The following is an 18,797-nucleotide window of genomic DNA, read 5'->3' on the forward strand; positions in this document are numbered from 1 at the left end:
ACCTCACGGCGCCGCCGCAAATCCGCGCCGCCCCTGCAAACCTCCGGTATGCACGAAAATCAGTCGCGTGCCGCTGGCGAACCTGCCCGCTACGACCTGCTGCCTGAGCGCCAGCAACGCCTTGCCGGTGTACACGGGTTCCAACGGCACACCGCTGACCTGTTCGGTCTGTTCGATGAACCCCAGCAAGGGCGGATCAACCTTGGCAAAACCACCACGGCTGGCGTCCAGCAGTTCATAGTGCGCCATGCACAACCCGGCCTCGCGAATGATCGCTTCGACGTGTGGTGCCACGCCGTGGTCGCCGGGCACGGCCAATGCGCCGTATACCGGACGTTCGCCCGCCTCCGCCAGCACCAGTCCCGCCAACGTCGTTCCTGTGCCGCAAGCCAACCACCAGCCGTGGAAATCACTCCAGCCCAAATGGCTCAGTTGTGCATTGGCCTGCGCTTTGAGCGCGACGCAACCGAGGGCGCCGCTTAATCCACCGCCACCCTCCGGCACCGCATGCAGCGTGGGATATTGCGCCTGCCACGGCAGCCAGAATCCCGGTTCGTGCCGCGCCCGATAACCGCCGTAACCCAGCCAGTGCAAGTGCATGCCGAACGCTTGCAGATCTTTCACAGTGGGCGTTTCCCGGGCATGGCCACGCAACAGCCCGACCGTTTTGAAGCCCAGACGCTTGCCCGCCGCCGCCAACGCGTGCAGATGATTGGAATGTGCCCCACCGAGGCTGATGATGCCTTGCGCACCAGCACGGTCAGCAGCGTTCAGGTGTTCGACGAGTTTGAACCACTTGTTGCCGCTGATCAGCGGATCGATCTGATCGAGACGCAGGATCGCCACTTCCACATTCGCGGCACTGAGCCAGTCCAGTTGGAGGCGTTCGAGGGGGGCTTGAGCAAGCCAATCGTTGGAGGGGAAAAGCATTAATGGCGGTTCCAGAACAAGAACCGCCATCTTAGCAGCCAGAGACACTTCCCCAGTGGGGGCGGGGAATTTGCCCTGCTTAGAGTTCGGCGGCGAGGCGCGAACCCTGATTGATCGCGCGTTTGGCATCCAGCTCCGCCGCCACATCGGCGCCGCCGATCAGATGCACATTCTGGCCTGCTGCCACCAAGCCATCGTGCAACTCACGCAGCGGGTCCTGTCCCGCGCAGATGACAATGTTGTCCACTGCCAGCACTTGCGGCTCGCCGGTTTCGCCGATGCGGATGTGCAGACCTTCGTCATCGATGCTCAGGTAGTCGACGCTGTTGAGCATCTGCACCTGCTTGTTCTTCAAACCGGTGCGGTGAATCCAGCCAGTGGTCTTGCCCAGACCATCGCCCACCTTGGTTTTCTTGCGTTGCAGCAGGAACACTTCGCGGGCCGGCGCGTGCGGAGCCGCCTTGATGCCGGCCACGCCACCTCGGGCTTCAAGGTGCATGTCGATGCCCCATTCTTTCCAGAACGCGGCTCGATCGAGGCTGGTGGCCACGCCTTCATGCACAAGGAATTCCGAGACGTCGAAACCGATCCCGCCCGCGCCGATCACCGCCACACGCTTGCCGACCGGTTTGCGCTCAAGGATCACATCCAGATAACTCAGCACCTTGGCGTTCTCCACCCCCGGAATCGCTGGCACGCGCGGCGCAATACCGGTGGCGAGGATGATTTCGTCGTAACCGCCGTCCACCAGTTTTGCCACATCGACGCGGGTGTTCAGGCACACCTCGACATGGGTGGTCTGCAACTTGCGTTTGAAGTAACGCAGGGTCTCGAAAAACTCTTCCTTGCCCGGCACGCGTTTGGCGATGTTGAACTGGCCACCGATCTCGCTGGCCGAATCGAACAGGGTCACCTGATGGCCGCGCTCAGCCGCCACGGTGGCGGCGGACAACCCGGCAGGCCCGGCGCCGACCACGGCGATTTTCTTGATCTGCTGCACCGGCAGGTAATTAAGTTCGGTTTCGTGGCAGGCACGCGGGTTGACCAGACAACTGGTGAGCTTGCCGCCAAACGTATGATCCAGACAGGCCTGGTTGCAACCGATGCAGGTGTTGATCTCATCGGCGCGACCTTCGGCCGCTTTGTTGACGAAGTCCGGATCGGCGAGGAATGGACGCGCCATCGAGACCATGTCGGCATCGCCTTCGGCGAGAATCTGCTCGGCGATTTCCGGGGTGTTGATGCGGTTGGTGGTGATCAGCGGAATGCTTACCGCCCCACGCAGCTTGGCCGTGACCTTGCTGAATGCGGCACGCGGCACTTTGGTGGCGATGGTCGGGATCCGCGCTTCGTGCCAACCGATGCCGGTGTTGATGATGGTCGCACCCGCCTGCTCGATGGCTTTGGCCAGGGTCACGATTTCATCCCAGGTACTGCCGCCCTCGACCAGATCAAGCATCGACAGACGGAAGATGATGATGAAGTTCGGGCCGACCGCCTCACGCACGCGGCGAACGATTTCCACCGGCAGGCGCATACGGTTTTCGTAGCTGCCACCCCAGCGGTCGGTGCGGTGGTTGGTGTGTGCGGCGAGGAACTGGTTAATGAAATAACCTTCCGATCCCATGATCTCAACGCCGTCATACTCAGCCGACTGCGCCAGTACCGAACAGGTGACGAAATCGCTGATCTGCTTCTCGATACCTTCCTCGTCCAGTTCTTTGGGCTTGAACGGGTTGATCGGTGCCTGAATCGCACTCGGTGCCACCTGTTTCGGGCTGTAGGCATAACGACCGGCGTGAAGGATCTGCATGCAGATCTTGCCGCCCGCCTCGTGCACTGCGCGGGTCACGATGCGGTGCTTGAGCGCTTCTTCTTCGGTGGTCAGCTTGGCTGCGCCGGAGTAAACGCCGCCCTCGTCGTTAGGGCCGATACCGCCGGTGACCATCAGGCCGACGCCACCACGGGCACGTTCCGCGAAATACGCTGCCATGCGCTCGAAACCACCCGGTTTCTCTTCAAGGCCCGTGTGCATCGAGCCCATCAGGGTGCGATTGCGCAGCGTGGTGAATCCCAGGTCCAGCGGGGCCAACAGGTGCGGGTAATGAGCGGCGGTCATCGGTAACTCCACAACGAGCAATCACGGAAAAGTTGCGGGAGCTCTTTGTCCCCCGTCAGTCATACTCGACAGACTAAGAGTCGCATCGCTGTCACTCAATGACCGTAACTGACAACTTATTGATCCAAATGCACAGCGCCCCTTGGCAAGTACGCCCATGGGCCCTACCCTAGTCGCCACACCCTGTACCCGGCTGCTGTTGGTTTTCATGCGCAAACTTTTGTACCTGTTTTTTTCCATGGCCATCGTGGCCGTTCTCACCACCTATGCCATGTGGGCGGCAGACCGGCCTGCGGGGCATTACCTGTCGGACTTGCGCATCAAACTGGCGGTCAATCAGGGCACGCCTGCCGACCGTGGCAATTTGCTGGGTATCCAGCCAGAGCTGTTTCCTACCGACTATCAGAACCCCGAGCGTCTGCACCGCAAGCTCGCGGCTTATTTGCAGCAAGCGCAGGATCAGGGCTTGTTGAATGACAAGACCGTGGTGGTGCTGCCCGAACATGTCGGCACCTGGCTGATGATCAGCGGCGAGAAAGACGAGTTGTATCAGGCACCGACTCTTGCAGAAGCGATGAGCTGGCTGGCAGCGAGCAATCCGCTGCTGTTCGCCCGGGCCTGGCTCAGCGCCAAGGGTAGCGACCGTCTCGACGACGCTCACCTGCGCATGAAATCACGCGCCATGGCCAAGGATTACCAGACGCTGTTCGGGGGGCTGGCCAAAGAGTTTCATGTGACCCTGGTGGCTGGTTCCATCGTGCTGCCTGAGCCAACCATCCGCGACGGCCAACTAAAACCCGGCAGCGGCGCGCTCTACAACAGCAGCGTGGTCTTTGGCCGCGACGGTGTGCCCCTCGGCCAGCCGCAACGCCAGATGCATCCGGTCTTTGACCAGCATGACGTCATCCAGGCCAGTGAACGGACGATCAACGTCGTCGACACCCCGGCCGGACGTCTCGGCGTGCTGATCGGCCGCGACAGTTGGTATCCGGACAACTACCGCCAACTCGATGAACAAAGCGCGCAACTGGTGGCGGTGCCGGCGCAGGTGCTCGGACAGGGTGCCTGGGATCAGCCGTGGCGCGGCTATAAGGGTTCGAGTACACCGAGTTCAGTCAGCCTCAAACCCGGTGACGTCAGCGAAGGCCAAGCCTGGCATCGCCTGACCCTGACCACGCAGCCGCCCGACAGCCGGGCGATTGCCGGGATGAGCGTATTCCTGCGCGGGCAATTCTGGGACAAAGCGAGTTCGGGTCAGAGCTTCCTCAGCAGCAACGGTCAGCAGTTTGCCGCAGGCGATGCCCGCGGTGCATGTCTGCTCAATATCTGGTTGTAAGCCATGAAGCCGCTGCCGATGCGCCTCGGGGATCTGTCGGTAGGCTTTGTCCATAGCCTCGCCGACGCCGTGCGCAGTCATGGCGCCGACCCACTGCCGATATTGGAGCAGTACGGTCTGGATGCAGCGCGATTGGCCGAGGCCGGCGCACGGCTTTCGATCCCGCGTTATATGCGTTTGGGTTACAGCGCGATTCAATTGACGCAAGATCCGGCGCTGGGCTTGCGCATGGGCCAACTCAGTCGCCTGAGCCAGGCAGGACTGGCCGGTGTCACCGCGTCGCAGGCCCCCACGGTGCGCGAAGCAGCTCGATGTCTGATCCGTTTTGAACCGTTGTACGGCTCCAATTACCGCGGCCAGTCGAGTTTCCACGAAGACGCCAACGGCGCGTGGCTGCGTTTCTATTCGATCAGTCCGTACAACGCCTATAACCGCTTTGTGGTGGATTCAATCATCGCCGGCTGGTTGCATCAGCTATCCAGTGTCGGCGGCGAAGTGCTCAAGACCGAGCGCATCGAAATCGAATTCGACACGCCGGATTACCACGACGCCTACCGCGTGCTGGGCGATTGCCCAATCCAGTTCGGCGCCGAGCGCAATCAATTGCGCCTGAACCTGAGCAGCCTCGCCCTGCGCAACCCTCAGCACTGCCCGAGCACCTGGCGGCACCTGCTGCAACTGTGTGAACGAGAACTGGAACAACTGACCCGCACTCGCAGCCTGCGCGAACGCATCACGCAATTGCTCGGGCCTTTGCTCAGTGGAGGCCGGGAACCGGACCTGGAAGAAGTGGCGGCACGCCTGAAGCTGCCTACCTGGACATTGCGGCGCAAACTGGCCGAAGAAGGCACGCAGTTTCGCGCGATCCTCAATGACACTCGCCGTGATCTGGCGATGACCTACATCCGCGACACCGAACTGGCGTTCGGCGAAATCGCCTACTTGCTGGGCTTTGCCTCAGCCGAAGCATTCCAGCGAGCGTTCAAACGCTTGAGCGGACAAACCCCGGGCGAATTTCGCCGCAGTCATCGCAAAACAGCTTGAAACCTTACAGCTCGGTGGCGTCTTCGGCCGGCTCGGGCTGATCCAGTTCATAGGCCTGGAACTCGAGCAGTTCTTCTTGATAGTCATCCATTGTGTCATCCCCCTACTGCTCTATTCGATGGTGTCCCGAGCATAGCGCGCCCGTGTGAAGGAAAAATGAAACAGCGCCTTCATGAATAAAACGTAGCAGGTGGTCAGGAATTTATCGCAGTTTTTTTGACAGCCCATAAATCAAAAGCGGGCCGGCTCGCGAAGAGGTTGTGTCAGTCGATGCAAATGTCGACTGACACACCGCATTCGCGAGCGCCCCCGCTCCCACAGAGATTCGGTAGGCGAATTATTGGCCGGAGGCTGGCATCGCCGGAATTGGCTCGGACGGCGGCGGGATGTCCGTCGGGTTGGCGGGTGGCGTGATGGTTTGCGTGGCTGGCGCCGCCGGTTCAGCACTCGGCGCGGGGGCAATCGGGGTTGACTCGGCGGGTGGTACAACCGGCTCTGAACTCAGCGGTGTGGTTTCAAGTGGCGCCGGCGCGGCAGCCGCTGGGGCGGGTGTTGGTGCTGGAACGGGCTCAGCGGCAGGCGCAGGAGCAAGTTCTGCGGCAGGAACTGCTTTAGGCTCAGGCATGCCCAGATCCGTCTTTGGCTTTTCTTCGATATGCGCGGCTTTCTTCGTTTCTGCCGGCAGGAACTGTTCTACCAGGGTAAAGAAACGCTCGTAGAACTTTTGAGCGGTCACCGTCTCGCTGGCAACCTTGACCATCGAATCGTCCGAAGAGCCGATCGGCATGGACACCGAGCCCAGCACACCAACCCCCAGACTGGCGGAGTTGTTGGTCTTCTTCAGTGCGTAGCGATCTTGCAGGGCGTTGGCGAACACCGTCGCATGATGCTTGCCACTGCCATCTTCGGCGCAGACCACGTTGAAACTGATCTCCAGGTGAGTTTCACCGGTCTGCTGGAAGCTCTTGTGGCCGCTGACCAGTTTCGGGTCACTGCTGGTAATGATGTAGCCCTGACTGAGCAACGCACGGCGAGCCGCTTCGCAACTGCCGATGTCGCTTACCGGATAGTTACGCGAAAACGTGCCGGAATCGTCGAAGCTCTCATGCTCATAAATCGGCTTGTCCTTCGAACAGCCAGCAACAGCGGTCAACAACAGCGCCAATCCGACAACACGCAGGGGGGTGGAAATCAACATTGAACATCCTGAGGGAAAACAGTCCGGGGCGTATTGTGCAACAGATCGCAGCCGGACGGCGTATGGATTAGTGTCTTAAAACAGTTACAACGCTATCGACCTTCAGCTGCGGGAAAAAGTCGCAGCGATAAATCATCGATAAACATCCGCGACCTCGCGGTGGCGGTGAGGAAAATTGCACGGAGAAGGTCAATAAATGAGCCTCTGAAACGGCTATGTCGCCTGAACTGCCAACAAAAGCGCACCCACAAAAAACCCCGGCTGTCAGGCCGGGGCTCTTGTCTTGCCGCTCAGTCAGACATCAATAACGCTTGATCTCTGCCTGGGCTTCCAACTGCTTGCGATACGCCGCGAAGTCCTGCTGACCTTCACGAGACGCGAGGAAGCGACGGTATTGAGCCTTCTCTTCATCAGTCGGTGCAGCCGCTTCGTTGACGCCGTTCAGCCGAACGATCATCAGGCTACCGTCCGGCAGGGTCACGCTGCTGTACGTAGGCTTGTCCTTGGCAACCGGCTTCGGCATGCGGAACAACGCTTGCAGCACAGCAGGATCAATACCTTCCTGAGCACGGGTGGCCGCTTCGGTGGTTTTCCAGCTCTGTCCATCAACCGCCTTGCCATCGCGCAGATCAGCAATCAGCTTCTCGGCCTTGGTTTTGGCAGCTGCACTGGCGTGCTCTTTGGTCAGTTGTGTGCGAATGGCCGCGCTCACGCTTTCCAAAGGCAGTTGCGCAGGCTTGAGGTGCTCCTTGGCACGCAGCACGACCACGGTTTCAGGATCCAGCTCGATGGCAGTGCTGTTGGCGCCTTCATCGATCACTTCAGTGCTGAACGCGGCGGTGACCACGGCACGGTTGGCCGTAATACCTTCACCACCCTCACGGCCAAACGGCTTGGAGGTGTGCACAGTCAGCTTCAGATCCGCCGCCGGCTGAGCCAGGTCAGATGCCTCGAACGCAGTGTCTTCCAGTTGCTTGGTCGCCTCGACAAAACGCTGCTCGACTTGCGCCTCTTTCAACTGGCGGGTCAGCTTGTCCTTCAGGCTTGCAAAGGTCGGCACTTGAGGTGCTTCCACGCCCAGCAACTTGATCAGGTGGAAACCGAAGTCGGTGCGAACCGGCCCGGAAACCTGATCCTTGGACAAGGCGTACAGGGCCTTCTCGAAAGCCGGATCGTAAACGCCGGGACCGGCATAACCCAGGTCACCGCCATTGTTGGCCGAACCCGGATCCTGCGAGAACTCTTTGGCCAGCGCTTCGAACTTCTCGCCCTTGGCCAGACGCGCCTGGATGTCTTCGATCTTCGCCTTGGCCTGCGCTTCGGTGGTCTTGTCGTTCACTTCGATCAGAATGTGCGCCGCACGACGTTGTTCCGACAGGTTGGCGATGTCTTTTTGATACGCCGCTTGCAGGTCTTCGTCCTTGACGGCGACCTGATCGAAGAAGGAAGACTTCTTCAACTCAAGGTAATCGATGACCACCTGATCCGGGGTCATGAATTCCTTGGCGTGTTCGTCGTAGTAAGCCTTGACCTCATCGTCGGTCAGCTTGATCGCAGCCGGATCGGTCTTGACGTTCAGGGTGGCGAAATCGCGAGTCTGTTTCTCCAGACGGGCGAATGCCAGCACTTCAGCGTCGGTGACGAAACCGCTGCCAGCGACACCGGCCCGCAGTTGGCCGATCAGCATTTCCTGAGCCAGCATCTGGCGGAACTGCATACGGCTGTAACCCAGAGAACGGATCACCTGGTCGAAACGATCAGAGCTGAACTTGCCGTCCACCTGAAATTCAGGCGTTTGCAGGATCACTTGGTCCAGAGCAGCTTCGGAGAAAGCGAATTTCGATTGTTCGGCACCTTGCAGCAGCAGCTTGCGATCAATCAGGCCCTTGAGAGCCGACTCGCGCAGCATTTTTTCGTCGAGCAAGGAAGCATCGAAATCCTTGCCCAACTGTTGCATCAGCTGACGGCGTTGCATGTCAACGGCCTGGCTCAGCTCGTTCTGGCTGATTTCCTCACCATTGACCTTGGCCGCCTCGTTAGAGTGCGTCGTGGCCTTGAAAATGGCGTCGAAACCGGTCAGAGCCATCAGTGCAACGATGACTCCGATAATGGTCTTGGCAATCCAGCCTTGTGAATTGTCCCTGATATTCTGCAGCATGCGTCCCCCAGAAACGGTTGAACTTCAAAATTAGGCAACCGTGGAGCGTGGGTAGAATCCGGATAGAAGAAAGGCGCATCCGAGGATGCGCCTTCTCGTAACTGGCGGAGCGGACAGGGCTCGAACCCTCGATCCCGGCGTTACAGGCAGCTGTTTCAGCGACCTGCTCTACCGCTCCGCTGCCAGGTCAGGCATGACCCCGACCCGGATAGGTAAAAACCTGAAAACTTAGTTAACAGCTTCTTTCAGTGCTTTACCGGCTTTGAAACCTGGTTTTTTGGCCGCTGCGATCTGCAGCGTCTTGCCGGTCTGTGGGTTACGACCAACGCGAGCCGGACGATCAGTCACGGAGAACGTACCGAAACCAACCAGAACAACGGAGTCGCCAGCCTTGAGAGCGCCAGTGACGGATTCGATTACTGCGTCCAGCGCACGGCCAGCAGCAGCTTTCGGGATATCAGCGGATGCAGCGATAGCATCAATCAGTTCCGACTTGTTCACTCTAAGTCCCCTTATATCTATTTTGAGATGATTCTAAGTTTTTTGGTGAAAGCAAAAACGTGTGCTGAATGGCCTACAGACACTTAAGAGCCGCTTTATAACAAGGGCTCTAAAAAGCTGTCAAGGAAGCCACCCAGGCAAAAACGTATTAATGCGTGCTAATTCTTTCCTTAGAGTCAGACTCACGTTTTTCGTCCTTGGCAACTATCTCCGGAGCCACATCCGGCAAGGGCTCCGGCGCGTATTGCAGCGCAATTTGCAGGACCTCGTCAATCCATTTAACCGGTTTAATCTGCAGATCCTGCTTGATATTGTCAGGAATCTCCTTCAGATCGCGCACATTCTCTTCCGGAATAATCACAATCTTGATTCCGCCGCGGTGCGCCGCCAGCAGTTTTTCCTTCAGACCACCAATGGCCAGCACTTGACCACGCAAAGTGATTTCACCGGTCATGGCGACATCAGCGCGCACCGGAATGCCGGTCAAGGCCGAAACCAATGCCGTGCACATGCCTACACCCGCGCTCGGTCCATCTTTCGGGGTCGCCCCTTCCGGCATGTGGATGTGTGTGTCGCGCTTTTCGTGGAAGTCCAGAGGAATGCCCAGACTCTTCGCACGGCTGCGCACCACGGTCAGGGCAGCAGTGATCGATTCGACCATTACATCGCCCAGCGAACCAGTCTTGATCAACTGGCCTTTACCTGGCACAACTGCGGCTTCGATGGTTAGCAATTCGCCCCCCACCTGAGTCCAGGCAAGGCCGGTAACCTGACCGATCTGATCCTGCTGCTCGGCCAGACCGTAGCGGAACTTGCGCACACCGAGGAAATGTTCCAGCAAGTCTGCTGTCACTTTCACCGAGAAGCGTTTTTCCATCGCGTGCTCTTTAACGGCCTTGCGGCAGACCTTGGCGATCTGACGTTCAAGGCCACGCACACCGGCTTCACGTGTGTAGTAACGGATGATGTCGCGGATCGCCTCTTCGTCAAATTCCAGCTCGCCTTTCTTCAGACCATTGGCAGCGATCTGCTTTGGCGACAGGTATTTGACCGCAATGTTGATCTTCTCGTCTTCGGTGTAGCCCGGCAGACGGATGACTTCCATCCGGTCCAGCAGCGCCGGCGGGATGTTCATCGAGTTGGAGGTGCACAGGAACATCACATCCGAGAGATCGTAATCGACTTCCAGATAGTGGTCGTTGAAATTGTGGTTCTGCTCGGGGTCGAGCACTTCCAGCAACGCCGACGCTGGATCGCCACGCATGTCGCTGCCCATTTTGTCGATTTCATCGAGCAGGAAAAGCGGGTTACGGACGCCCACCTTTGTCATCTTTTGAATCAATCTTCCGGGCATCGAACCGATGTAAGTCCGGCGGTGACCTCGAATTTCCGCTTCATCACGCACGCCACCCAAGGCCATGCGGACGAATTTACGGTTTGTGGCGTGGGCAATCGACTCCGCCAGCGAAGTTTTACCCACGCCTGGAGGACCGACCAGGCACAACACCGGGCCACGGATTTTCTTCACGCGTTTTTGTACGGCGAGGTATTCAAGGATGCGCTCCTTGACCTCTTCGAGACCGTAGTGATCCGCATCGAGAATGTCTTCTGCGCGAGCCAGGTCCAGGCGCACTTTGCTCTGGGCCTTCCACGGCACCTGTACCAACCAGTCGATGTACGAGCGCACCACAGTGGCCTCTGCGGACATCGGCGACATTTGCTTGAGCTTGTTCAACTCGGCAGTGGCTTTGGCCAATGCGTCTTTCGGCAGACCGGCAGCGTCGATGCGCTTTTTCAGGTCTTCGATTTCGTTGTGACCTTCGTCGCTATCGCCGAGCTCCTTCTGAATGGCCTTCATCTGCTCATTCAGGTAGTACTCACGCTGACTGCGCTCCATCTGCTTTTTAACGCGACCGCGAATGCGTTTTTCGACTTGCAGCAGGTCAATCTCGGCGTCCAGCAACGCCAGGACGTGCTCGACCCGGGCCGACAAATCGATGATTTCCAGGATTTCCTGCTTCTGCTCGATTTTCAGCGCCATGTGGGCGGCCATGGTATCGACCAGACGGCCCGGTTCTTCGATGCTGTTGAGCGACGACAGGACTTCTGCGGGGACTTTTTTGCCCAACTGCACATATTGTTCGAACTGAGACAGCAGTGTACGCACGAACACTTCGGACTCGCGCTCGGCAGCGTCGAGTTCTTCAATCAAGGAGACTTCGGCACGACAGTGGCCGTCGACTTCGCTGAAGCGCTCAACGGTACCGCGCTGCTCACCCTCGACCAGAACCTTGACGGTGCCGTCAGGCAGCTTGAGCAGTTGTAGAACGGTGGCAATGGTACCTACGCGATAGAGAGCGTCTTCACCGGGATCATCATCAGCCGGGTTTCTCTGGGCCAGCAGCAAAATCTGCTTGTCGCCCGTCATCGCTGCCTCGAGGGCTTCGATGGATTTCTCACGCCCCACGAACAGCGGGATAACCATGTGCGGATACACGACGACATCACGCAATGGCAGGAGAGGCAATTCGATGGTTGTCTTCATGATTTCGCCTCTACGGCGGCCATATGGCCGTAATCAGATGGAATTAAGCTTGAAACCAAGATGGGGGCTGCCTTGAAAAAAAACAAGCGCAAAGCGGATGTAAAAAACGACATAAAAAAAAGAGGCCCGAAGGCCCCTTCTTTGTTCCGGCAGCGTAGACGCTTAAGCGTCCGGTGCTGCCTTGGCAGCTGGCTCACTGTTCTCGTAGATATACAGTGGCTTGGACTTGCCTTCGATCACACCCTCATCGATGACGACTTTGCTCACCTCGGACTGCGAGGGGATTTCGTACATCGTATCGAGCAGCACACCTTCGAGAATCGAACGCAGGCCACGGGCACCGGTTTTACGTTCCAGGGCACGTTTGGCGACCGATTTCAGCGCGTCGGAGCGGAACTCCAGATCCACGCCTTCCATCTCGAACAGCTTCGCATACTGCTTGGTCAGAGCGTTTTTCGGCTCCGTGAGGATCTGCATCAGCGCAGCCTCGTCCAGCTCGTCCAGTGTCGCAAGGACTGGCAGACGACCGACGAATTCCGGGATCAGACCGAACTTGACCAGATCGTCAGGCTCGACTTCTCGCAGGGACTCACCGACTTTCTTGCCTTCTTCCTTGCTGCGAACTTCTGCGTTGAAACCGATGCCGCCTTTGGTGGAACGGTTCTGGATGACCTTCTCGAGGCCCGAGAACGCACCACCGCAGATGAACAGAATGTTACGGGTGTCGACCTGCAGGAATTCCTGCTGCGGATGCTTGCGGCCACCTTGCGGCGGTACGGAAGCGACCGTGCCTTCGATCAACTTGAGCAAGGCCTGCTGCACGCCTTCACCGGAAACGTCCCGGGTGATCGACGGGTTGTCGGACTTGCGGGATATCTTGTCGATTTCGTCGATGTAGACAATACCCATCTGGGCCTTCTCTACGTCGTAATCACACTTCTGCAGCAGCTTCTGAATGATGTTCTCGACATCTTCACCGACATAACCAGCCTCGGTGAGGGTGGTTGCGTCAGCGATGGTGAACGGAACGTTCAGCAAGCGGGCCAGTGTTTCGGCCAGCAGGGTTTTACCAGAGCCTGTCGGGCCGATCAGCAGGATGTTGCTCTTGCCGAGTTCGACGTCGTCAGCCTTTTTGTCACGCTGGTTCAGACGCTTGTAGTGGTTGTACACCGCTACGGCCAGAACCTTCTTCGCACGCTCTTGACCAATGACGTATTGATCAAGGATGCCGCTGATTTCTTTAGGCGAAGGCAATTTATGCGCGCTGCTTTCGGCCTGGGCTTCCTGCACCTCCTCGCGGATGATGTCATTGCACAGGTCGACGCACTCGTCGCAGATAAAGACCGAGGGGCCGGCAATCAATTTGCGTACTTCATGCTGGCTTTTGCCACAGAAGGAGCAATAGAGCAGCTTGCCGTTGTCCTCGCCGTTGCGGGTGTCAGTCATTCGTTCGATCCAAATCCGATAGGCTTGCAACACAAGATGAAGGCTATTGCGGGCTTTTTCAAGCCCGCCGCTGATCAGACGCGCCGACCAAGCCTATTTTGAGCTGCTTATTTTAAGCTGGGCGCTGGTTGATCACTTCATCGATCAAGCCGTATTCCTTCGCAGCTTCTGCACTCATGAAGTTATCGCGATTGGTATCGCGCTCGATTTCTTCAAGGGTACGACCGCTGTGCTTGGCCATCAGCGTGTTCAGGCGCTCGCGAATAAAGAGGATTTCCTTGGCATGGATTTCGATATCCGATGCCTGACCCTGGAAACCACCCAGTGGCTGGTGAATCATCACGCGCGAGTTCGGCAGGCAGAAACGCTTGCCTGGAGCACCGGCGGTCAACAAGAACGCGCCCATGCTGCACGCCTGACCGATGCAAGTGGTCGATACGTTGGGTTTGATGAACTGCATGGTGTCGTAAATCGACATGCCCGCTGTCACCGAACCGCCCGGGGAGTTGATATAGAGATGGATGTCCTTGTCCGGGTTTTCCGCTTCAAGGAACAGCAGTTGCGCACAGATCAGATTGGCCATGTAGTCCTCTACCGGACCAACCAGAAAGATCACTCGCTCCTTGAGCAGGCGCGAGTAGATGTCATAGGCGCGTTCGCCACGAGCAGATTGCTCGACAACCATCGGGACCAGGCCGCCTGCGGCCTGGATATCAGAGTTCTGCTGAATATACGAATTACGGAACATGCTCTGCAGTCACTCCCAAATAGTTATGTCTTGAATACGCATAAGCCAGCTCGAGAGCTGGCTTATGGTGTGCACTTCTTAACGCAAAAACAATCAGTCGGCTGTTGGAGCTTCTACCGGCTTGACCGCTTCTTCGTAAGAGACCGATTTGTCGGTCACGCTAGCTTTCTGCAGAACAGTATCCACAACTTGTTCTTCCAGCACAACCGAACGAACCTCGTTCAGTTGTTGGTCGTTCTTGTAGTACCACGACACGACCTGCTCAGGCTCCTGGTACGCCGAAGCCATTTCCTGAATCATTTCACGAACACGGGCATCGTCAGGCTTGAGGTCGAACTGCTTGACCACTTCAGCCACGATCAGACCCAGCACTACGCGACGCTTGGCTTGCTCTTCGAACAGCTCGGCCGGCAGTTGGTCAGGCTTGATGTTGCCACCGAACTGCTGAACAGCCTGCACGCGCAGACGATCAACTTCGTTGGACAGCAGGGCCTTAGGCACTTCGATCGGGTTGGTGGCCAGCAGGCCGTCCATTACCTGATTTTTCACCTTGGATTTGATCGCCTGACGCAGTTCACGCTCCATGTTCTTGCGAACTTCGGTGCGGAAGCCGTCGATGCCGCTTTCCTTGATACCGAATTGAGCGAAGAACTCTTCGTTCAACTCAGGCAGCTTTGGCTCGGAAACAGTGTTGACCGTCACGGTGAACTCAGCGGTTTTACCCGCCAGATCCAGGTTCTGATAGTCCTCAGGGAAGGTCAGGTTCAGAACGCGCTCTTCGCCCGCCTTAGCGCCCACCAGGCCTTCTTCGAAGCCCGGGATCATACGACCGGAACCCAGAACCAGCTGAGTACCTTTGGCGGAGCCACCTGCAAACACTTCGCCATCGACCTTGCCAACGAAATCGATGTTCAGTTGGTCTTCGTTCTGGGCAGCACGATCAGCCACTTCAAAACGGGTGTTCTGCTTGCGCAGGATGTCGAGCATTTTGTCCAGGTCAGCGTCAGCCACGTCAGCGCTCAGGCGCTCAACGGTGATGCCTTCGAAACCGGCAACGGTGAACTCAGGGAACACTTCGAATACAGCAACGTATTCCAGATCCTTGCCCGCTTCGAGCGATTTAGGCTCGATCGAAGGCGAACCAGCCGGGTTCAGCTTCTGCTCAACCACAGCTTCATAGAAGGAGGACTGGATGACATCACCAACAGCTTCCTGGCGAGCGTCAGCACCGAAACGGCGCTTGATTTCGCTCATTGGCACTTTGCCTGGACGGAAGCCAGCAATCTTGGCCTTTTGGGCAGTCTGCTGCAGACGCTTGTTGACCTGGCTCTCAATGCGCTCAGCCGGCACGGTGACGCTCATGCGGCGCTCAAGAGCAGTAGTATTTTCAACAGAAACTTGCATGGATATTCCTCGTTGCACAGACGTTAGCCGGCCGTTTCCGACCCCAGAATCAAGGGCATGCATTCTAGTGGGTCAAACTCAAGAAGTCACCCTACTGAAAACGGGTAAAAAAACAGCAGGCAATTTATAGGGACCGTTGCACGAATGCGTGGCGCCCCACAGGCGAATACAACCAATCACGCCAGGGCTCTGCGCCGATCTCTTCTATATATAGAAGAGACCGCCAATCACGCCCTGACGGCCGACCCTGCAAGCAAGCCCGGCGAGCAGCACAGAATCATCGAGCAACATAAACACGACGAAACGCCCCACTCCTGCGAATCGAAGCCGGCAATCGCCAAGTCTTCAAATCGCTAAAACAAAAAAGGCGCCAGACTGTTAAATCTGGCGCCTTTCGAAATATGGGGTGGACGATGGGGATCGAACCCACGACAACGGGAGTCACAATCCCGTGCTCTACCAACTGAGCTACGCCCACCATATTGCGTAACAAAAAAGCCAAACAACTTCTTTGTTGAACCTCACCTGCCCGAAGACATGAATGAAGCTTTAATTGGTGCGGATGAAGAGACTCGAACTCTTACGCCTCGCGGCGCTGGAACCTAAATCCAGTGTGTCTACCAATTCCACCACATCCGCGGATCAAGCTTTAAAGCAAAGGCGCCAGACTGTTACATCTGGCGCCTTTCGAAATATGGGGTGGACGATGGGGATCGAACCCACGACAACGGGAGTCACAATCCCGTGCTCTACCAACTGAGCTACGCCCACCATATCGCGTTACTTGTGCCAAAGCTGCCTAATGGCGCACCCGGCAGGACTCGAACCTGCGACCATCCGCTTAGAAGGCGGATGCTCTATCCAGCTGAGCTACGGGCGCCTTATTAATCTGTACTCTTAAAGGACTACAAACTAAGTGCTTTCCAGTATCACAGAACCTTGATTCCGCTTCACCTTCTTAACCAGTGCTAGGCTGTGCCCGACAAGTGCGACGAATAGTATAGAGCGCCCGAAAGGTCGTCAAATCCTTTTTAAAAAAAATTCATTTAATTAAAGGAGTTAGAGGAATTTGCTGACCAAGCGCCTTTGCCCTCACCGCTCGACATGCGAGAATGCGTTCTCATTTTTTCCCCTCTCGATGGTTAATCACGCGCAATGACTGCACAACTAATCGACGGCAAATCGATCGCCGCCAGCCTGCGCCAGCAGATCGCCCAACGAGTTGCCGAGCGTCGCCAGCAAGGCCTGCGCACTCCCGGCCTCGCGGTGATCCTGGTCGGCAGCGATCCTGCCTCTCAGGTTTATGTCTCGCACAAGCGTAAAGACTGTGAAGAGGTCGGCTTCCTCTCTCAAGCCTACGACCTGCCCTCTGAAACCACGCAAGAAGCGTTGACCGATCTGATTGATCGCCTCAACGACGACCCGGCAATCGACGGCATTCTGTTGCAACTGCCGCTGCCCGAGCATCTGGATGCCTCCAAACTGCTGGAGCGCATTCGCCCGGACAAAGACGTCGATGGCTTCCATCCTTATAACGTCGGGCGTCTGGCCCAACGCATCCCTCTGCTGCGTCCGTGCACCCCTAAAGGCATCATCACTTTGCTGGAAAGCACAGGCGTTGATCTTTACGGACTGGACGCAGTTGTGGTCGGCGCCTCAAACATCGTCGGTCGTCCGATGGCGATGGAGTTGTTACTGGCTGGCTGCACCGTGACCGTGACCCATCGCTTCACCAAGGATCTGGCCGAGCACGTCGGTCGTGCCGATCTGGTCGTTGTGGCTGCCGGCAAGCCGGGCCTGGTCAAAGGCGAGTGGATCAAGGAAGGCGCGATCGTGATCGATGTCGGGATCAACCGTCAGGACGACGGCAAACTGGTCGGTGACGTTGTCTACGAAACCGCCCTGCCCCGCGCCGGCTGGATCACGCCGGTACCGGGCGGCGTCGGCCCGATGACCCGTGCCTGCCTGCTGGAAAACACCCTATACGCAGCGGAAACCCTGCACGCCTGAGTGGTTTTTTTCACGCGCTGGCAATACCCCCGAGAACCCCGCCGCGTGCGGGGTTTTTCGTGCCTGAGAAAAAGCTGTAACCGTTCGCCGGAAAACCCTATTTCTACAGGCCTTTTCACAAGATTTTCAGGCCACTCAAACAACCATCGACAGTTATTAAGCCATACTCCTAAAATGCGACGCTTTTAAGAAATAACCCGTTACAAACTAACGGAATATCCAACCTTTATGAGTTCGCCCGCGTGAAAATTCGTCTTTCGATTCTGAGCCTGTTTTTTGCTTTTACAGGCACATTCATCACGCCATCGATCAATGCCGCGCAAACCATCGCTGCCCCCCGTGACGCTTCGCAATTGAAAATCGCCTCCGGTAGCGCCCTGCTCATGGATATGCAGACCAAAAAAGTCATTTATTCCAGCAACCCTGACGTGATTGTGCCGATCGCTTCCGTCAGCAAGCTGATGACTGGCCTGGTGGTGGTTGAAGCCCGACAGAACATGGACGAATGGATCAATGTCGATATCAGCAATACGCCGGAAATGAAGGGCGTGTTCTCCCGAGTCAAACTCAAGAGTGAACTGCCGCGCCGCGAGATGCTGTTGATTGCTCTGATGTCTTCGGAAAACCGTGCGGCCGCCAGCCTCGCGCATCACTACCCGGGCGGTTACGCAGCCTTTATCGCGGCGATGAACGCCAAGGCCAAGGCGCTGGGCATGACCAACACGCACTTCGTCGAGCCGACCGGCTTGTCTGAGCGCAACGTGTCGACTGCCCGTGACTTGAGCAAGTTGCTGGTAGCCGCCAGCAAGTACCCGGTCCTCAGCGAACTCACCACCACCAAGGAAAAGACCGTCTCTTTCCGTAAACCCAATTACACACTGGGCTTTCGCAATACCGATCACTTGGTCAATAAGGCCGACTGGGACATCAAGATCACCAAAACCGGCTTCACCAATCCTGCCGGTCATTGCCTGGTACTGGTAACGAAAATGGGCAACCGCCCGGTCGCGCTGGTGATTCTCGACGCGTTTGGTAAATACACCCATTTTGCCGATGCCAGCCGCATCCGCAGTTGGGTGGAAACCGGCAGGAGCGCCAGCGTTCCAGCAGCGGCTCAACAGTACAAAGCCGACAAAAACCTCAAGGCGCGCCAGAGCGGCGTGGTCGAAGCCTCCAAGTAATTCGCGCCATAAGGAAAAGCCCCGAAATTTCGGGGCTTTTTCTCATCTGCTGTCTCGTCCTGAATAAGGTTTACACCTTCTGGCTTCTTATCAGGAGGGGGCAATGGATACGGGCGCAAAACGTAGTCAACGCGATTACACGCTGACTTTTAAATTGTCGGTTGTCGACCAAGTCGA

Annotated in this window: 13 protein-coding genes and 4 tRNA genes; 4 read left to right on the forward strand and 13 right to left on the reverse strand. The window is 57.3% G+C overall.

What is annotated here, in order from left to right; genetic code table 11:
• Nucleotides 1-3 precede the first annotated feature (3 nt).
• Complete coding sequence (locus AACY18_RS24155) at nucleotides 4-930, reverse strand: 1-aminocyclopropane-1-carboxylate deaminase/D-cysteine desulfhydrase (protein WP_339466321.1); 927 nt, start codon at nucleotides 928-930, stop codon at nucleotides 4-6.
• 79 nt (nucleotides 931-1,009) lie between these two features.
• A complete protein-coding gene (locus tag AACY18_RS24160) occupies nucleotides 1,010-3,049 on the reverse strand; it encodes an NADPH-dependent 2,4-dienoyl-CoA reductase (protein ID WP_339466322.1) in 2,040 nt (679 codons plus the stop codon).
• Between the two features lie 208 nt (nucleotides 3,050-3,257).
• Between AACY18_RS24160 and AACY18_RS24165 the strand changes: the two genes are divergently transcribed.
• The gene (locus AACY18_RS24165; protein ID WP_339466323.1) at nucleotides 3,258-4,385 is read left to right on the forward strand and encodes a carbon-nitrogen hydrolase family protein; all 1,128 of its coding nucleotides are present in this window, start codon (nucleotides 3,258-3,260) and stop codon (nucleotides 4,383-4,385) included.
• Nucleotides 4,386-4,388: 3 nt separating this feature from the next.
• The gene (locus AACY18_RS24170) at nucleotides 4,389-5,429 is read left to right on the forward strand and encodes an AraC family transcriptional regulator (RefSeq protein WP_339466324.1); all 1,041 of its coding nucleotides are present in this window, start codon (nucleotides 4,389-4,391) and stop codon (nucleotides 5,427-5,429) included.
• A 337-nt stretch (nucleotides 5,430-5,766) separates the two neighbouring features.
• Here the strand turns inward: AACY18_RS24170 and AACY18_RS24175 are convergent, their stop codons facing one another.
• The 11 genes from AACY18_RS24175 to AACY18_RS24225 all read right to left on the reverse strand — a co-directional run bounded on the left by AACY18_RS24175 (nucleotide 5,767) and on the right by AACY18_RS24225 (nucleotide 16,309).
• A complete protein-coding gene (locus tag AACY18_RS24175) occupies nucleotides 5,767-6,627 on the reverse strand; it encodes a DUF2242 domain-containing protein (RefSeq protein WP_339466325.1) in 861 nt (286 codons plus the stop codon).
• A gap of 301 nt (nucleotides 6,628-6,928) precedes the next feature.
• Complete coding sequence (locus tag AACY18_RS24180; protein WP_339431965.1) at nucleotides 6,929-8,785, reverse strand: SurA N-terminal domain-containing protein; 1,857 nt, start codon at nucleotides 8,783-8,785, stop codon at nucleotides 6,929-6,931.
• 228 nt (nucleotides 8,786-9,013) lie between these two features.
• Nucleotides 9,014-9,286 (reverse strand): HU family DNA-binding protein, encoded by a 273-nt coding sequence (locus AACY18_RS24185; protein WP_008077714.1) that lies wholly within the window; start codon nucleotides 9,284-9,286, stop codon nucleotides 9,014-9,016.
• A 148-nt stretch (nucleotides 9,287-9,434) separates the two neighbouring features.
• Nucleotides 9,435-11,831, reverse strand: a complete 2,397-nt coding sequence (gene lon, locus AACY18_RS24190) for an endopeptidase La (protein ID WP_339431964.1) — start codon at nucleotides 11,829-11,831, stop codon at nucleotides 9,435-9,437.
• Nucleotides 11,832-11,993: 162 nt separating this feature from the next.
• Nucleotides 11,994-13,277 (reverse strand): ATP-dependent Clp protease ATP-binding subunit ClpX, encoded by a 1,284-nt coding sequence (gene clpX, locus AACY18_RS24195; RefSeq protein ID WP_339466326.1) that lies wholly within the window; start codon nucleotides 13,275-13,277, stop codon nucleotides 11,994-11,996.
• A 112-nt stretch (nucleotides 13,278-13,389) separates the two neighbouring features.
• Nucleotides 13,390-14,025: an ATP-dependent Clp endopeptidase proteolytic subunit ClpP gene (gene clpP / locus AACY18_RS24200; RefSeq protein ID WP_007951559.1), complete on the reverse strand. Its 636-nt coding sequence runs from the start codon at nucleotides 14,023-14,025 to the stop codon at nucleotides 13,390-13,392.
• A 93-nt stretch (nucleotides 14,026-14,118) separates the two neighbouring features.
• Entirely contained in the window at nucleotides 14,119-15,429 is a 1,311-nt protein-coding gene (gene tig / locus AACY18_RS24205; RefSeq protein WP_221730452.1) for a trigger factor, read from the reverse strand.
• A 402-nt stretch (nucleotides 15,430-15,831) separates the two neighbouring features.
• Nucleotides 15,832-15,907 (reverse strand) — tRNA-His (locus AACY18_RS24210).
• Nucleotides 15,908-15,983: 76 nt separating this feature from the next.
• Nucleotides 15,984-16,068: transfer RNA gene (locus tag AACY18_RS24215), tRNA-Leu, on the reverse strand.
• Nucleotides 16,069-16,124: 56 nt separating this feature from the next.
• Nucleotides 16,125-16,200, reverse strand: a tRNA-His gene (locus AACY18_RS24220).
• A 32-nt stretch (nucleotides 16,201-16,232) separates the two neighbouring features.
• Nucleotides 16,233-16,309, reverse strand: a tRNA-Arg gene (locus AACY18_RS24225).
• Nucleotides 16,310-16,584: 275 nt separating this feature from the next.
• Between AACY18_RS24225 and folD the strand changes: the two genes are divergently transcribed.
• Together folD and pbpG are read left to right on the forward strand one after the other, a co-directional pair.
• Nucleotides 16,585-17,439, forward strand: a complete 855-nt coding sequence (gene folD / locus AACY18_RS24230; RefSeq protein ID WP_339431963.1) for a bifunctional methylenetetrahydrofolate dehydrogenase/methenyltetrahydrofolate cyclohydrolase FolD — start codon at nucleotides 16,585-16,587, stop codon at nucleotides 17,437-17,439.
• 242 nt (nucleotides 17,440-17,681) lie between these two features.
• Nucleotides 17,682-18,620, forward strand: coding sequence for a D-alanyl-D-alanine endopeptidase (gene pbpG, locus AACY18_RS24235; RefSeq protein WP_339431962.1), 939 nt, complete (start codon nucleotides 17,682-17,684; stop codon nucleotides 18,618-18,620).
• The last annotated feature ends 177 nt before the right edge of the window (nucleotides 18,621-18,797 follow it).

The organism is Pseudomonas sp. EA_65y_Pfl2_P74 (assembly GCF_963970575.1).
Lineage (GTDB): Bacteria > Pseudomonadota > Gammaproteobacteria > Pseudomonadales > Pseudomonadaceae > Aquipseudomonas > Aquipseudomonas baetica_A.

Bases quoted from the DNA above. Each gene is read 5' to 3' on its own strand.
- AACY18_RS24180 (WP_339431965.1), bottom strand. From the start codon at position 8,785: ATGCTGCAGAATATCAGGGACAATTCACAAGGCTGGATTGCCAAGACC.
- AACY18_RS24175 (WP_339466325.1), bottom strand. From the start codon at position 6,627: ATGTTGATTTCCACCCCCCTGCGTGTTGTCGGATTGGCGCTGTTGTTG.
- folD (WP_339431963.1), top strand. From the start codon at position 16,585: ATGACTGCACAACTAATCGACGGCAAATCGATCGCCGCCAGCCTGCGC.
- AACY18_RS24160 (WP_339466322.1), bottom strand. From the start codon at position 3,049: ATGACCGCCGCTCATTACCCGCACCTGTTGGCCCCGCTGGACCTGGGA.
- AACY18_RS24155 (WP_339466321.1), bottom strand. From the start codon at position 930: ATGCTTTTCCCCTCCAACGATTGGCTTGCTCAAGCCCCCCTCGAACGC.
- AACY18_RS24165 (WP_339466323.1), top strand. From the start codon at position 3,258: ATGCGCAAACTTTTGTACCTGTTTTTTTCCATGGCCATCGTGGCCGTT.
- tig (WP_221730452.1), bottom strand. From the start codon at position 15,429: ATGCAAGTTTCTGTTGAAAATACTACTGCTCTTGAGCGCCGCATGAGC.
- AACY18_RS24170 (WP_339466324.1), top strand. From the start codon at position 4,389: ATGAAGCCGCTGCCGATGCGCCTCGGGGATCTGTCGGTAGGCTTTGTC.
- clpP (WP_007951559.1), bottom strand. From the start codon at position 14,025: ATGTTCCGTAATTCGTATATTCAGCAGAACTCTGATATCCAGGCCGCA.
- lon (WP_339431964.1), bottom strand. From the start codon at position 11,831: ATGAAGACAACCATCGAATTGCCTCTCCTGCCATTGCGTGATGTCGTC.
- clpX (WP_339466326.1), bottom strand. From the start codon at position 13,277: ATGACTGACACCCGCAACGGCGAGGACAACGGCAAGCTGCTCTATTGC.